This window comes from Virgisporangium ochraceum, assembly GCF_016863655.1.
Lineage (GTDB): Bacteria > Actinomycetota > Actinomycetes > Mycobacteriales > Micromonosporaceae > Virgisporangium > Virgisporangium ochraceum.
Genome location: NZ_BOPH01000018.1, coordinates 173,963 through 187,382, shown reverse-complemented (window position 1 = coordinate 187,382; position 13,420 = coordinate 173,963). Strand labels below are relative to the sequence as shown.

The window sequence follows — 13,420 nt, the reverse complement described above, 5'->3', positions numbered from 1 at the left end:
CAAAGCCTTACCGCGTAGTGATCGCCTGGAGGAAGATGTCGCCGATCTTTGCCGGGTCCGGAGCGGCGAACACGCCCCCGCTCGTCAGGTTGGTGATCGGCTTCAGGCCGTCGGGGGCGACGTCGGGGCCGAAGGCGATGATCAGGACGCGCACCGGCTTGGCCGGATCCTTGATCTTGCCCAGCTCCTGGAGGAGCTGGTCGCGGTTCAGGCCGTTCTTGTCGTCGTTCTCGCCGTCGGTCATCACGATCAACGTGTTGACCATGCCGGGTTCCCAGCCGTCCTTGAGCCGCTTGTAGCCGGCCAGGATCGTGTCGTACAGACCGGTGTCGCCCCGCTCGGTGGCCTTGATGCCGTTCAGCGCGTTCAGCACGGTCTGCCGGTTCGAGGTCAGCGGCCCGATCGGCACGAGTTCCTTGTAGTCGGCGGTGCCCGGCCCGTCGAGCTCCGTGGAGAACACCCACAGGCCGGTGGCCCAGGTGTCGTCGAACAGCGAGAGCCCGCGCTTGGCGGCCTCCAGCAGCACCGCCATGCGGGGGGCGTTGCCGGCCGTGGGAACCGGGCGGTTCATCGACCCGGAGACGTCGAACACCGACAGCGTGCGCGCCGGCGCGGTCATCGCCGTCCACGTGCTGAGGATGCGGTCGACGACGTTGAGGTCGGCTCCGGCGGCGCCGCCCTGCCCGCCCGCTGCCGGGGCGCCGGGCGCGCTGGGGAAGCCCTTGCCGGTGGTGCCGTCGGCGGCGCGGAGACCGGCGGCGGCCAGCCGGTCGCGGTACTTGTCGCCGGTGAACGCGGCCCGCAGCCGCTCGGCGGCGGTGGTGCGGTCGGCGTCGCCACCGGGAACGATCGTGAACGGGTAGTCGAGGGCGGCCGATGCCGGCTCCGGGTACAGCGCGGCCAGCGGCACGACGGGCGTCTTCGCGTTGTACGCGTTGACCGTCTGCTCCGAGAGCGGCGCCGCGGAGATCGCCGACGCGAGCGCGGCCTGGTCGTTGGCCCGCGGGAACCGCTGCAGCAGGTCGTCGCGCACCGCGGAGCGGCCCGCGACCAGTCCGCGCATCGCCGCGGCGGTGTTCTGCTGCGCGTTGGCCCCGCCGTCGCTGGCGGCCACGGCGAGCGACACCAGCCCGGCGAGGCCGGCGGCGTCACGCGTGGGCTCGACGATGCCGGCGCGCAGGCCGGTGCCCGTGGTCATCTTGCCGAGAAGCTGCTTCCAGGTGAGCTTGGTCTGCGGCCAGCCGAACGCGGCGGTCGCCACCGGCTGCGGCGCGGCGACCACCACCGGGCTCGACGCGATCGACGGCGCGTCGGCGGGCACCAGGTTCGGACCGAGCGTGCGCAGCCGCCGCAGCCACGTGGACGAGTCGGGGATCCACAGGTTCGGGACCTTGACCTGCTGCGCACCCGTGACGCCCGCCAGGTTCAGCTCCGACCGGCTGGCGATGGCGGCGGCGACGTCGGCCGACTCGGCGCTGGCCACGTCGACCGCGATGCACCGGTTGGCGACGCTGACGCCGCTGCGCACCCAGTCGGTCGCGGTCGCCTGTGCGACCGGGACCAGCTCGGGCGACACCGCGAGGCTCAACCGGAGCGGGTTGTCGCAGCCGGCCGCCGTGGAGTCATCGGCCATGAACTGTCGGTAACCGAAGAGGGCGCCGGCCAGCAGCGCGATCACCGCGACAGCGACCCCAGCGGTCTGCAGTCCGGTGCGCGTGCTAGATGGGCGTCGATGGCGACCCATGCCGGCGATTCACCACTATCTTCGTTAGGCAGTAACACAAACCCGGGACAGGACCCGAGCGCGATTTAACGTATCGCTAACCAGGTGTACGTGCCTCAGCCGGTCGTATGATGCGAGTTAGGTAACGAAAAGATCTCAACTTTCTTTAGTTGATCGCCCTGACCAGCGAAAACGTCCGCTAAGGCCCAAATGGATCATCTGCGCTGCATCGATTTGGGTCACGATTCAACTACATGAAGTTAATGTTGATCAAAGGTCGAGAGAGCGCTCCACGCGAACTCCGATATCGCGGTCTCAGATTGCGTCGACCCCGGGAAGCAACCACCGCGCCAATAGCCACCCACCTGCCACCAGAGCCACGACCGCCACGGTGAGGAATACGCCCACCCACGCGAGCGGCGGGATCCGGGTCAGCCGCCCGATCTGGTCGGCGTCGGAGTACGGCATGCGGCCACGGGCCCGCTGCCGGTGCAGCTCGAACACCGGGCGCACGCCACCGATCAGCAGGAACCAGACCAGCGTGTACGCGAAGACCCACTGCCACAGGTCCGACGCGTACCAGACGACCAGGAACACCGCGGCCCAGACCGTCACCACCGACAGCACGCCGAACAGGTTGCGGATCATCACCAGCATCAGCGGGAGCATCACCAGCGCGAACGTCAGCATGAGCGTGATGCGGCCGGCGGTGAGCATCACGGCACCGATCAGACCGACGATCGGTGCCGCCGGGTAGCCGGCGAGCAGGGTCATGATCATGCCGGGACCGGTGGGCCGGCCCGCCGACACGGTCAGCCCCGACGTGTCGGAGTGCAGCCGGATGCCCTGCAGCCGGCGTCCGCTCAGAAGCGCGACAACGGCGTGGCCGCCCTCGTGCGCGATCGTGATCACGTTCCGGCTCCACCGCCAGGTGGGCCGGTACACGACCACACCGAGAGCGAGCAGCGCCGCGCCGAGAACTACCAGTTCCAGGCGGTCGGGTTCGGGCTGGGTCGAGAACAGCCGGTCGAGAAAGTCGGAGGGCACGCCGCGTAGGGTCGCACGTCCGCGCAACATCGACATGACGCAGGGTCGCGCTGGCCCTAATCTAGAGGGCTAGTTCGTCACGGAGGGTCAGCATGGACGTCCAGGTCGAGGATCGACCCACCTGCCAGCTCGTACAGCCCAGCGGCCAGCTCGACATGGAGACCGCGCCCCGATTACAGGCGGCACTCGAAGGCCTGATCGGCGCCGGCCGCACCCGGATCGTGGTCGACCTCGGCCGGCTCACGTTCTGCGACTCGATCGGCCTGTCGACGCTGGTGGTGGCCAGCCGGTCGTGCGAAGCCGCGGGCGGCTTCCTCCGGCTGGCCCGGCCGAACGCGTTCCTCCTGAACCTGCTCACCGTGGTGGGCGTGCGCGACGCCGTGCACACCTACGAGTCGGTCGAGGCCGCCTGCAGGTAGCCGAGGATCGGCGCCGCCAGCTCCGGCCGGCACACCACCAGGTCGGGCAGCGTCGGGTCGGCACGGTTGTAGGTCAACGGGCTGCCGTCGATCCGGGACGTGTGGAGCCCGGCCGCGCGGGCCACCGCGACGGGTGCCGCCGAGTCCCACTCGTACTGGCCGCCGGCGTGCACGTACGCGTCCGCCACGCCCGACACCACCGCGATGATCTTCGCGCCGGCCGACCCCATCGGCACCGCGACCGCGCCCAGGTGCTCGCACAGCCCGGCGAAGAACGCCGGCGGGCGGGTGCGGCTCGCCGCGATGCGCACCGGGTCGCCGAGCTCCAGCGCCGCCGGCACCGGACCCGCCGTGCTGTACACGGTGCCCGCCGCCGGGAGCGACACGGCCCCGGCCACCAGGTCGCCGCCCGACCACAGCGCGACGTGCACCGCCCAGTCGGCGCGGCCGTCCTCGCCGAACTCGCGGGTGCCGTCGAGCGGGTCGACGATCCACACCCGGTCGGCGCTCAGCCGGGCCGGGTTGTCGCGCCCCTCCTCCGAGAGCACCGCGTCGTTCGGACGCAGGCGGGCCAGCTCGGCCACCAGGAGCTCGTGCGACTGCCGGTCACCCGCGTCCTTCAACGCCTTCGGATCGGCGAAGCCCAGCGCGTCACGGAGCTTCAGAAGCTCGACCCCGGCGCGACCCGCCAGCCATGCGGCGAGCTCGCCATCCTCTACAGACGAAACCGGCGTCGCTGAAGCAGCGACGCCGGTGATTGGCTGAGCCAACGTTAGTTCCCCTCAGTACGCTCCGGATACCCGCGCTACGGCGGTGATCGTACGCGCGAGGATGACCAGGTCCATGGTGAGCGACCAGTTCTCAACGTAACGAAGGTCGAGCCGGATGGACTCTTCCCAACTCAGGTCGGACCGACCGGAGACCTGCCACAGGCCGGTCATGCCGGGCTTGACGACCAGGCGGCGGCGCATGTCGGCCGGGTACTTTGCCACCTCGGCCGGCAGCGGCGGACGCGGGCCGACCAGCGACATGTGCCCGAGCACCACGTTGAACAGCTGGGGAAGCTCGTCGAGCGAGAAGCGGCGCAGCCACTTTCCGACCGGCGTGATGCGGGGGTCGTTGCGCATCTTGAACAGCGCGCCGTCGTGCTCGTTGAGGTCCATGACCTCGGCGAGCCGGGCCTCGGCGTCGGTGTGCATCGTGCGGAACTTGAAGATGTTGAACTGCTGGCCGTCGCGGCCGACCCGCACCTGGCGGAAGAACGCCGGGCCACCGCCCGGGCCGAACTTCACCAGCGCGGCGATCGCCAGCAGCAGCGGCGAGATGAGGATCAGGCCGAGCAGCGCGCCGACCCGGTCGAACACGTCCTTGATCACCCGACGCATGCCGCGCAGCTTCGGGTGCTCGACGTGCAGCAGGGGCAGCCCGTCGACCGGGCGGATCGTGGTGCGGTCGCCGGCGACGTCGACCAGCGTGCTCGCCACGATCAGGTCGATCTTGTCGTTCTCCAGCTGCCAGGCCATGCGCCGCAGCGTCGGGCCGTCGAGCTCGGGGCAGGAGAGGACGAGGACGGTGTCGGCCCGGGCGTACCGGACGGCCGCCGCCACGTCGTCGAACGTGCCGTAGATGGGCGGCGCGCCGTCGCGCGGCTTCTCGCGGTGCATCGGCGAGTTGGCCGGCAGGCAGGCGCCGACGACACCGAGGCCGTGGAAGCGCTCGCGCCGCAGCTGGCGGGTGAGCTGCACGACCGCCGCGCCGTGACCGATGAGGATCACCCGGCGCAGCCGCTGGCCGCGACCCCACGAGGCGTGCAGCCGCTGGCGCATCAGGTACCGCGCGATGATCGTGATCGCCAGGACCACCGGCACCGCGATGATCACGTACCGCCGGGCGAACCCCGTGTTGATGATGTAGGCGCCCATCGCCACGACCGCGATGAGACCGATCGCCCCGCGGAACACGGCCCGGTACTCGTCGTTGCCGGCGAAGAGGTAGCGCGACTCGTAGGCGCGGCCCAGGGCGATCGACAGCACCCACACCAGGGGGAAGACCAGGACCATGAACACCTGGTTGGAGAACTCGGTGCCCGGGCCGACCCGGAACTGCAGCGCCGCCAGCGCGCCGACCACACCGACGACGAGGTCGAGGGCGATCAGCTTGCGGATGTAGTTGGTCTCCCACACCCAGCGCGCCGGTCCGGCGAGCGCCGTCGGCCGGGGCAAGGCCCGTGGCAGCACCACGGTGGTCTTGTCGCTTGGCACCTTGACGGACGCAGCGGTGTCACTCGCCGCAATGTCGGTCGCCGCCACGCAAGCCCCCCTCGAACTTTGCCGAAACCCTCCGCCTGGGGAGGGTCGGCGATTTCGCGCTGGCCACCCTGGAAGGAACGCCGATGAGCTTAAGGGAAACCAACCGGCTTGTAACGGACCTGCACCCGAAACTGGTCGAGTAGCTGATATACAAAACGGGCATCCCGCAACAGTCAGTATGTGAATACCCGCGTTGACCGGCGCTGACGGTTGTCTATTGACCGGAATTTAACAACTCACGATAAGCGCGAAGTTACAGTACGTAGATATTGCGGGCCGTGGCGGACGTCACGATCGCCTGCGAAGCGCTCACGATCCGTAGTTTCCGCTGGTCATAGTGTTACTAGACAATTGCCACAGCACTAACAGCGTGCAACCACCTTAAAGAAGTCTTTAGTGGCGCTTTAGCACGCCTCCCGGAACGTGAGCAACAGACGTTGTGCGATTCTCACGGCCAATTAGCTGACAGCAATTCAGGCGATCTAGCGGTAGCACAATTGGTCAAGTCGCTCACTACGCAGCGTATTCGCCCTGCGGCAGATTGTCGATCTTCCCTCCCGGTATGGCCCCCACAGGATCTATCGCTCTCGATACATCGATGGCTATCGTCATGTCTTCAGGTCCTGAGCAGGGGAGGAGCAACAATGGGCCTTAACTTCGCACGGCGTGCCGTGCTCCTGGTCGCCGCTCTCGGCGGACTGGTCCTCGCACCGACAGCGGCGTCCGCGGCTCCACCGCAGCCCGACGGCGACGTCGGTGTGTTCGTAGTCGGCGGTACGCGCGCGGCCAGCGGTGAGTTCCCGTTCATGGTGTACCTGGGTGGCTGCGGCGGTTCGCTGATCCGCCCGAACGTCGTCCTCACCGCCGCACACTGCGTCGGGCGAACCGGCGCCTCGACCTCGTACACCGCGCGGGCCGGCTCGGTCGACCGCAACAGCTTCCCGTACTCGGTGCGCTCGACGTACGTGTACAGCGGCTACGACGTCAGCGCCGACGGCGACTTCGCCCTGGTCAAGCTCGCGTCGAGCATCCCGCTCACCACGATCGCCTACAACACCAACGCGGCCAACAACAGCGGCACCTTCACGATCATGGGCTGGGGCGCGACCCGCGAGGGCGGCTCCGGCAGCCGCTACCTGCTCAAGGCCTCCGTGCCGTTCGTCAGCGACTCGGTCTGCGGCACCAACTACCGGCGTGCGGGCTACTCGTTCAGCGACAGCGAGATGCTCTGCGCCGGTCCGATCAGCGGTGGCACCGACACCTGCCAGGGCGACTCCGGCGGTCCGATGATCAAGACCGTCAACGGGACCCCGGTGCAGGTCGGCGTCGTGAGCTGGGGACGCGGGTGCGCCCGCGCCAACTACCCCGGCGTCTACACGGAGGTCTCCACGTTCGCGTCCGCGATCACCGCGGCGCTGGCCCGGTTGCCTTAGGTACGTAGGTAGGAGGCGCCGTTCAGATCCAGGACGGCGCCGCTTGCCCACTCCGCCTCCCCGCTCGCCAGCCAGTGGATGGCGGCGGCGATCTCCTCCGGCTGGGCAACCCGGTTGAACGGGCTCTGCGCCCGGATCTCGGCGCCGCGGGGCGCCTTCAGGTGCTCGTTGGCCATGTCGGTCTCGACGAAGCCGGGCGCCACCGCGGTGACCGTGATGCCACGGGGCGCGAGCGCCACCGCCAGCGACTGGCCGAGCGCGTTCAACCCCGCCTTGCTCGCGCCGTACCCCGGCTGCTCCGGCTCGCCCCGGAAGGCACCCCGGCTGGAGACGTTGACGATCCGCCCGCCCTCCCGCATGTGCCTGATCGCGCACCAGATGACGTTGGCCGGCCCGGTGAGGTTGACGTCGATGGTCCGCCGCCACGCCTCCTGCCAGCTCTCGTAGTCGTCCGTGTCGATCGGGTGCTTCGGGAAGACCGCCGCGTTGTTGACCACCACGTCGAGCGTGCCGCCGAGGGCGCGCGCCGCCGCGTCCACGAAATTCCTGACGGCGGCCGGATCGCCGACGTCCCCCCGGACCACGACGTGCCCCTCTCCCTCGAGTTCGGCGACCAGACCGTTGGCGAGGTCGGCCGAGTCGCGGTGGTGGACGGCGACCCGGTCGCCGGAGGCGGCGAACGCACGCGCGGTGGCACGGCCGATACCGCGTGAGGCACCTGTGACAAGGACGGCACGGGACATGCGCAACAGCCTGTCACGTTGCGAATTCGCAGGTCGAAACAGGTGCGACTCGAACTGGTGTTCGATAGTGTGCAGCGACATGGAGACGGTGGGGCGTTGGTGGAACGGCAGTCTCGGCACCATGACGAGGCGCGACGTTTTTCTGCGGGTCGAGCAGTTCTGGGAGGTGGAGGCCCGCCAGGGCGGCGCCGACGGCACGGCCGGCGTGTTCCGGTTCACGTCGGAGGAGGAAGCCCGGCAGTTCGTCGAACGCTGCAAGGTCGGCCCCTGGGAATGGCGCGACCTGACCGAGCTCACCCGCCGCGAGGAAGGCGCGTAGCCCTCAGGCGAACGGGCCCCCGACGAAGCCGACCAGACTCCCGAAGAAGTCCACGAGCGCCGCCCCGATGTCGCCGACCACCCCCAGCCCATTCACCACGGCCACCACCCCGATGGAGCCACAGACCACCGCCACCAGCGGGGGAATCCCGAGGAGACGTCGGGTTGGCCGTTCCGGGTGGGCCGTATCCGGTGAGCCGACCGGTGACAGCTCATTCGCCATGCACGCCAGTGTGCCGCTTCCGGCGGCACCGGCACCCCACCCCGTCGCCCGGCCATGCCCGTTCGACCGACCGCGACGGCGGGAACCCCACGCCGTGACCGTGTCCGCGCTCCGGAGTGGCTCGTAGAACCGGGCAGGCCAGACGGCATGTCCACGATCGGATTAGACCGTTCTTGGCCGATCCTCGGCTTTTCGCCGCGTGTGCAACGTGCGCACCAACTGCCACAGTTCTCCGGTCCGTTCCCCACGGCTTCCCGGAGTTCCCGTTGCCTCGTCGCCGCCTCGTTGTCGCGCTGCTGTTCACCGCCGCCGGCATCACCCCGCTCGCCGCTCTCGGCGCGGCCTGGGGCGACCAGACGGGTTGGATGACCTCCACGTCGGCGGCCGCGTCCGGCCAGGCCGCCGAGACCTTTCCGGCAAAGGCCCCTGCGGTGGCGGCACCAGTGCCGGAGCTGATCCAGCCGCCCGCCACCCCGGTGAACGGGGCAGCCCAGACAGTCCCGACGGTGACGTCCACGGCCGCTGCTCCGACGGCACCACCCGCGACGAAGAAGCCGGCCGGACCTCAAACCGCACGGCCTATTCCAACGGCCACCGCCACAACCACGCCGCCGGCACCCGAGCCGACCGGCACCCCGTCGGAAGCGCCGACGACCGCCGGCTGATCAGCCGCCGCACAACCCTTCCCGCACGACAGACAACGAAAGGTTTCACCATGCTCAAGCGCACGAAGCTCGCCATCACCGGTGCCGTCGCCGCCGGCGTCGTCGGAGCGGGCGCCATCGCCTACGCCGCTTTCGGCTACACCCCCACGGCGAGCGGCTCCGGGTCGGCCGAGAGCTTCAAGCCGACCAAGGTCACCGTGTCCGACACGCCGAGCCTGCTGCCGGGTGAGAAGGACAACGTGAACCTCGTCTTGTCGAACCCGAACAAGAAGATCAAGGCGAAGGTCGAGTCGATCAAACCGGCGGGCATCTCGGACGTCAAGACCAACGACCCCAACGACGCTGACCAGTGCGGCAAGTGGGTCATCCAGACGGTCGAGAACAATGCCAACGCGGAGCTGCCGACGCTGGGCGAGGGTGACGCCAAGTACACCCTGGTCGAGGGCATCGCGTTCTCCGACGACATGGACATCCGGTGCGAGGGCATGACGTTCAAGTCCAACTGGACCGTCGAGTTCGTCGCGGTTCGTAAGTAGACCCGATCGGAACCGGCCCTCTCACGTCATCCAACGCGAGGGGGCCGGTCCTGCATCACGGCGTTGTCGGCCAGCAGCGTTGACCTCCGGGCGTAGTGTCGGCCTGGTGTCCGCTCCGCATGGCTACGCGATGGGCGTCGACCTGGGCACCTCGAACACCGTCGCGGTGGTTCGGTGGCCGGATGGGCGTACGCGGCCGCTGCTGGTCGACGGGGTGCCGGTCCTGCCGTCGGGCGTGTACCTCGACGAGCACGGGCGGCTGCACGTCGGACGGGACGCGCACCGGCTCGCACAGATCGAACCGGCCCGGTACGAACCCAACCCCAAGCGGCGCGTCGACGACGGAGCCGTCCTGCTCGGTGACCGGGAAGTGCCCACCGTGCACCTGCTCGCCACCATCCTCGGCGGAGTCGGACGGGCCGCCCTGGAGGCTGTCGGCCATCTGCCGCCGGCGGTGCTCACCTATCCGGCGGCCTGGGGATCGCGCCGACGCGACATGCTCGCCGAGGCGGCCGGCCTCGCGGGCTGGCCACCGGTCAGGTTGGTGCCGGAACCGATCGGCGCCGCCCGCTACTTCGCCGACGTCCTGCGTCGGCCCGTGCCGTACGGGGCTTCACTGGCCGTCTTCGACTTCGGCGGGGGGACGCTCGACGTCGCCGTCGTGAGAAACGAGGGGACCCGGTTCAGCGTGCTCGGGTCCGGCGGCATCCACGACCTCGGCGGGCTCGACATCGACTCCGCGCTGGTCGAGCACCTCGGCCGCATGATCGCCGCCCACCGGCCCGACGTCTGGCACACCCTCGCCAACCCCGCCACCACGGCGCAGCGCCGCGACCGCCGGCTCTTCTGGGACGACGTACGCGGCGCCAAGGAAATGCTCTCCCGGGTGGCGGTCGCCCCCGTGACCGTCCCGGGCCTGGACGCCGCGGTGCACCTCACCCGGGAGGAACTCGAGTCGGTGGCGGCACCGCTGCTGCAGCGGGCCGTGCAGGAGACCGGCACCGTCATCCGGAACTGCGGGCTGCGGCCCGACGCGCTGGCCGGGCTGTTCCTCGTGGGCGGCTCGTCGCGGCTGCCGCTGGCCGCCCGGCTGCTGCACCACGACCTCGGCATCGCGCCCACGGTGCTCGAACAGCCCGAGCTTCCGGTGGCCGAGGGCGCCATCGCGGAGCTGGCGCCGGCCGGCTACGAGACGGAGTCCGTGTCGGCGCCGGTGCACGGTCCGGTGGCTCCGGTCTCGGCCGGCCCGGTCGGGTCGCCGGTATCGGCCGTACCGGGCCCGCACACAGGGCCGGCACCGTCGATGGGGCCGGCACCGTCGACGGGACCGGCAGGGCGGCGGAAGACGTGGCTGATCGGGTCGGCCGCCGTCGCCGGGGTGCTGGTCGTCGCGCTGGTCGCCGCCGGTGCCTGGTGGTACTTCACGCGCGAGACGCCGGTGGACTTCACCGCCCTGGAGTCGAGCAAACCCACCGTCCCCTACGGCGACGGCTCGCCGGGCCGGGCCGCCAGCTACACCCTGGGCGACGTCACCTACGTCGTGTGGACGCGCGACACGGTGGTCGACGTCGCCGCCATCGACCACGCCGACAACCGGAAGCTGTGGCAGAAGCAGGCGCCGGCCGGCTCCGAGGTGTGGGAGTCGCTGCACGTCGGACCCGCCGGCATCGTGCTGGTGCCGGGCAGCGTCAGCTCCTCCGACCCCGAGCCGATGGTCGTGCTCGACCCGAACAGCGGCAACCCGAAGTGGCAACGCGACATCAACGCCAACGAGCGGCTGTTCTTCTACGAGGCCGCGATCGTGCTCCAGTCCGACGCCGACAACGCGGTCCGCGGCCTCGACTGGCGCACGGGCGGCGAGAAGTGGAAGCTCGACCACCGCACCGACGAACGCGGCAACGCCCTGACGACCCAGAGCGTCAAGGTCGGTGCCGGCGACGAGGCCGGCATCCCCTCGCCCGCGCCCGGCAGCACCCGCGTGACGCCCGGCGACGACGCGCGGCTGGTGCAGTTCGACAGCGACGACGGCATGCGGGTGGTCGACGTGGCGACCGGCAAGCAGCGCACCGTCACCGGCGTCGACGTGCCGTCGAGCACCCCGATCCTCGCCGTCGGCGACAAGGTGTACCTGGTGGTGAGCTCCAACGGGTACCAGGTGCGCGAGTACGACCTGGCCAAACCCGGCAAGGCCCGGGTGCTGTACACCGAGGCGAACAGCGCCCGCAAGGTCGACTCCCCGCCGGTGCGGTGCGGCGACGACCGCGTCTGCCTCGTCGAGCAGGAAGGCTCCGGCACCAGGGCGGCCCACGTGCTGGCCCTCGACACCAAGGAGGCGAAGCGCGTCTGGCGCGAGGCCGCCCCGGGCGTCGAGACCGTGGTGACGATGGGATCGGGCGTGCTGGCGACCAGCGACGGCTCGACCCCGGTGAGCCTGCTCTTCGACGACGACGGCAAGCAGGTGCTGCCCGCCGACGCCAGGGCCACCGTCGGCACGCGGGTCGACGGGTCGAGCGCGCTGCTGTTCTCCCGCTCGTTCACGACGTACGCGAGCGAGGTCGCCCTGACCGGCATGACCATCGACGGCAAGCGCACGGCGCTCGGCTCGATCGACGTGGCAACGAGCAGCTGCTCGTGGAACGCCACATACCTGGTGTGCGCCGCCGACAAGGAATGGCGCGTCTGGCGGTTCGCCGCGTAGGGCGCGGCCACGCGAAGCTCTGCCGTATCCGGCTCTGGGAACGTGCGTATCCCCGAAGCTCGAAAGCCCAGGCCGAGACGGCCTGGACTTTCGAGATCGCGGTGGGTCGATGCCTAGAGGCGGACGCCCGTGACGCTGTGGAACGCGTGGTGGGAGTCGGTGCGCGGCCGCACCCAGACCGTGGAACCAAGAGCGGGTGCCTTGCGCGGGTCGGTACGGATCGTGAACCGCTCGTCCTGGCCCTCGAGGGCCACGGTGCCGTAGACGAAGGCGTCGGAGCCGAGCTCCTCGACCAGGTCGACGACGATCGGCATGCCGGCGACCTCCTTCGACAGGCCACCGCCCGTGCCCTCGGTGACCAGGTCGGTGTCCTCCGGACGGAAGCCGACGGTGACCTTGCCGTCGCCACCCTCACGGGCGGCCGCGATCTGCTCGCGGGTGAGCGGCAGCACCATGCCCTCGAACTTGCCGCCCTCGTCGGTGAGCGGCACGGTCTTGATGTTCATGGCCGGCGAGCCCATGAAGCCGGCGACGAACGCGTTGGCAGGCTTGTCGTACAACGCCCGCGGGGTGTCGACCTGCTGGAGCTTGCCGTCGAGGAGCACCGCCACGCGGTGACCCATCGTCATGGCCTCGACCTGGTCGTGCGTGACGTACACCGTGGTGACGCCGAGCTTGGCCTGCATCGTGGCGATCTGCGAACGGGTCTGCACCCGGAGCTTGGCGTCGAGGTTCGACAGCGGCTCGTCCATGAGGAAGACCTGCGGGTGACGCACGATCGCGCGACCCATCGCGACACGCTGGCGCTGGCCACCGGAGAGCGCCTTCGGCTTGCGCTGGAGGAAGTCGTCGAGCTGCAGCATCGCCGAGGCTTCCTTGACCCGCTGGTCGATCTCGGCCTTCGGGGTCTTGCGCAGCTTCAGCGCGAACGCCATGTTGTCGTAGACCGACATGTGCGGGTACAGCGCGTAGTTCTGGAACACCATCGCGATGTCGCGGGACTTCGGCGGCAGGTTCGTGACGTCGCGCTCGTTGATGAAGATGCTGCCCTGGTCGACGTCTTCGAGACCGGCGAGCATGCGGAGGCTGGTGGACTTTCCGCAACCGGAAGGACCGACCAGAACGAGGAACTCACCGTCGCCGATCTCGAGGTTCAGTTTGTCGACGGCGGGGCGGGTGGTACCGGGGTAGATGCGGCTCGCATCCCGGTAGGTGACCGTAGCCATGCTGGAACATCCCTTCACCGGCAGGAACGTGCCGGACGATCCGAGTAAAGGTTGGTGTCCGCACCGTACCCGCCGATCAC

Annotated in this window: 12 protein-coding genes; 5 read left to right on the top strand and 7 right to left on the bottom strand. The window is 69.7% G+C overall.

Annotation, left to right across the window (positions count from 1 at the left end; genetic code table 11):
• Window positions 1-7: 7 nt before the first annotated feature.
• On the bottom strand, window positions 8-1,633 hold the full coding sequence (locus Voc01_RS07525; protein WP_239160017.1) for a VWA domain-containing protein: 1,626 nt from the start codon (window positions 1,631-1,633) through the stop codon (window positions 8-10).
• A gap of 405 nt (window positions 1,634-2,038) precedes the next feature.
• Window positions 2,039-2,770 carry a M50 family metallopeptidase gene (locus tag Voc01_RS07520; protein ID WP_373873794.1) on the bottom strand — a complete coding sequence of 244 codons (732 nt, stop codon included), beginning with the start codon at window positions 2,768-2,770 and terminating at the stop codon, window positions 2,039-2,041.
• Window positions 2,771-2,862: 92 nt separating this feature from the next.
• On the opposite strand from Voc01_RS07520, the gene Voc01_RS07515 reads away from it, so the two are divergent.
• Window positions 2,863-3,189 carry an STAS domain-containing protein gene (locus Voc01_RS07515; protein ID WP_203926532.1) on the top strand — a complete coding sequence of 109 codons (327 nt, stop codon included), beginning with the start codon at window positions 2,863-2,865 and terminating at the stop codon, window positions 3,187-3,189.
• Here the strand turns inward: Voc01_RS07515 and Voc01_RS07510 are convergent.
• Together Voc01_RS07510 and Voc01_RS07505 are read right to left on the bottom strand one after the other, a co-directional pair.
• Complete coding sequence (locus Voc01_RS07510) at window positions 3,159-3,959, bottom strand: 3'(2'),5'-bisphosphate nucleotidase CysQ (RefSeq protein ID WP_373873793.1); 801 nt, start codon at window positions 3,957-3,959, stop codon at window positions 3,159-3,161. The genes Voc01_RS07515 and Voc01_RS07510 overlap by 31 nt on opposite strands.
• Window positions 3,960-3,971: 12 nt before the next feature.
• Window positions 3,972-5,450 (bottom strand): sugar transferase, encoded by a 1,479-nt coding sequence (locus tag Voc01_RS07505; protein ID WP_203926531.1) that lies wholly within the window; start codon window positions 5,448-5,450, stop codon window positions 3,972-3,974.
• Window positions 5,451-6,142: 692 nt separating this feature from the next.
• Here Voc01_RS07505 and Voc01_RS07500 point away from each other — a divergent pair.
• Window positions 6,143-6,931, top strand: coding sequence for a S1 family peptidase (locus tag Voc01_RS07500; RefSeq protein WP_203926530.1), 789 nt, complete (start codon window positions 6,143-6,145; stop codon window positions 6,929-6,931).
• Here Voc01_RS07500 and Voc01_RS07495 read toward each other — a convergent pair.
• Complete coding sequence (locus tag Voc01_RS07495; protein WP_203926529.1) at window positions 6,928-7,674, bottom strand: SDR family NAD(P)-dependent oxidoreductase; 747 nt, start codon at window positions 7,672-7,674, stop codon at window positions 6,928-6,930. The two genes, Voc01_RS07500 and Voc01_RS07495, sit on opposite strands and share 4 nt — an antisense overlap.
• A 79-nt stretch (window positions 7,675-7,753) precedes the next feature.
• Here Voc01_RS07495 and Voc01_RS07490 point away from each other — a divergent pair, with 79 nt between their 5' ends.
• Entirely contained in the window at window positions 7,754-7,993 is a 240-nt protein-coding gene (locus tag Voc01_RS07490; protein ID WP_203926528.1) for a hypothetical protein, read from the top strand.
• 3 nt (window positions 7,994-7,996) lie between these two features.
• Here the strand turns inward: Voc01_RS07490 and Voc01_RS07485 are convergent, their stop codons facing one another.
• The gene (locus Voc01_RS07485; protein ID WP_203926527.1) at window positions 7,997-8,215 is read right to left on the bottom strand and encodes a hypothetical protein; all 219 of its coding nucleotides are present in this window, start codon (window positions 8,213-8,215) and stop codon (window positions 7,997-7,999) included.
• A gap of 361 nt (window positions 8,216-8,576) precedes the next feature.
• Between Voc01_RS07485 and Voc01_RS07480 the strand changes: the two genes are divergently transcribed.
• Window positions 8,577-9,416 (top strand): hypothetical protein, encoded by an 840-nt coding sequence (locus tag Voc01_RS07480; protein ID WP_203926526.1) that lies wholly within the window; start codon window positions 8,577-8,579, stop codon window positions 9,414-9,416.
• A 106-nt stretch (window positions 9,417-9,522) separates the two neighbouring features.
• On the top strand, window positions 9,523-12,114 hold the full coding sequence (locus Voc01_RS07475) for an Hsp70 family protein (protein ID WP_203926525.1): 2,592 nt from the start codon (window positions 9,523-9,525) through the stop codon (window positions 12,112-12,114).
• A gap of 113 nt (window positions 12,115-12,227) precedes the next feature.
• On the opposite strand, the gene Voc01_RS07470 is transcribed toward Voc01_RS07475, so the two are convergent.
• Window positions 12,228-13,340 (bottom strand): ABC transporter ATP-binding protein, encoded by a 1,113-nt coding sequence (locus Voc01_RS07470; protein WP_203926524.1) that lies wholly within the window; start codon window positions 13,338-13,340, stop codon window positions 12,228-12,230.
• Window positions 13,341-13,420 lie beyond the last annotated feature (80 nt).

What these genes read in the sequence shown, in the direction of transcription:
- Voc01_RS07490 (WP_203926528.1), top strand. Translation starts at nt 7,754, where the DNA reads ATGGAGACGGTGGGGCGTTGGTGGAACGGCAGTCTCGGCACCATGACG.
- Voc01_RS07495 (WP_203926529.1), bottom strand. Translation starts at nt 7,674, where the DNA reads ATGTCCCGTGCCGTCCTTGTCACAGGTGCCTCACGCGGTATCGGCCGT.
- Voc01_RS07500 (WP_203926530.1), top strand. Translation starts at nt 6,143, where the DNA reads ATGGGCCTTAACTTCGCACGGCGTGCCGTGCTCCTGGTCGCCGCTCTC.
- Voc01_RS07515 (WP_203926532.1), top strand. Translation starts at nt 2,863, where the DNA reads ATGGACGTCCAGGTCGAGGATCGACCCACCTGCCAGCTCGTACAGCCC.
- Voc01_RS07485 (WP_203926527.1), bottom strand. Translation starts at nt 8,215, where the DNA reads ATGGCGAATGAGCTGTCACCGGTCGGCTCACCGGATACGGCCCACCCG.
- Voc01_RS07525 (WP_239160017.1), bottom strand. Translation starts at nt 1,633, where the DNA reads ATGGCCGATGACTCCACGGCGGCCGGCTGCGACAACCCGCTCCGGTTG.
- Voc01_RS07470 (WP_203926524.1), bottom strand. Translation starts at nt 13,340, where the DNA reads ATGGCTACGGTCACCTACCGGGATGCGAGCCGCATCTACCCCGGTACC.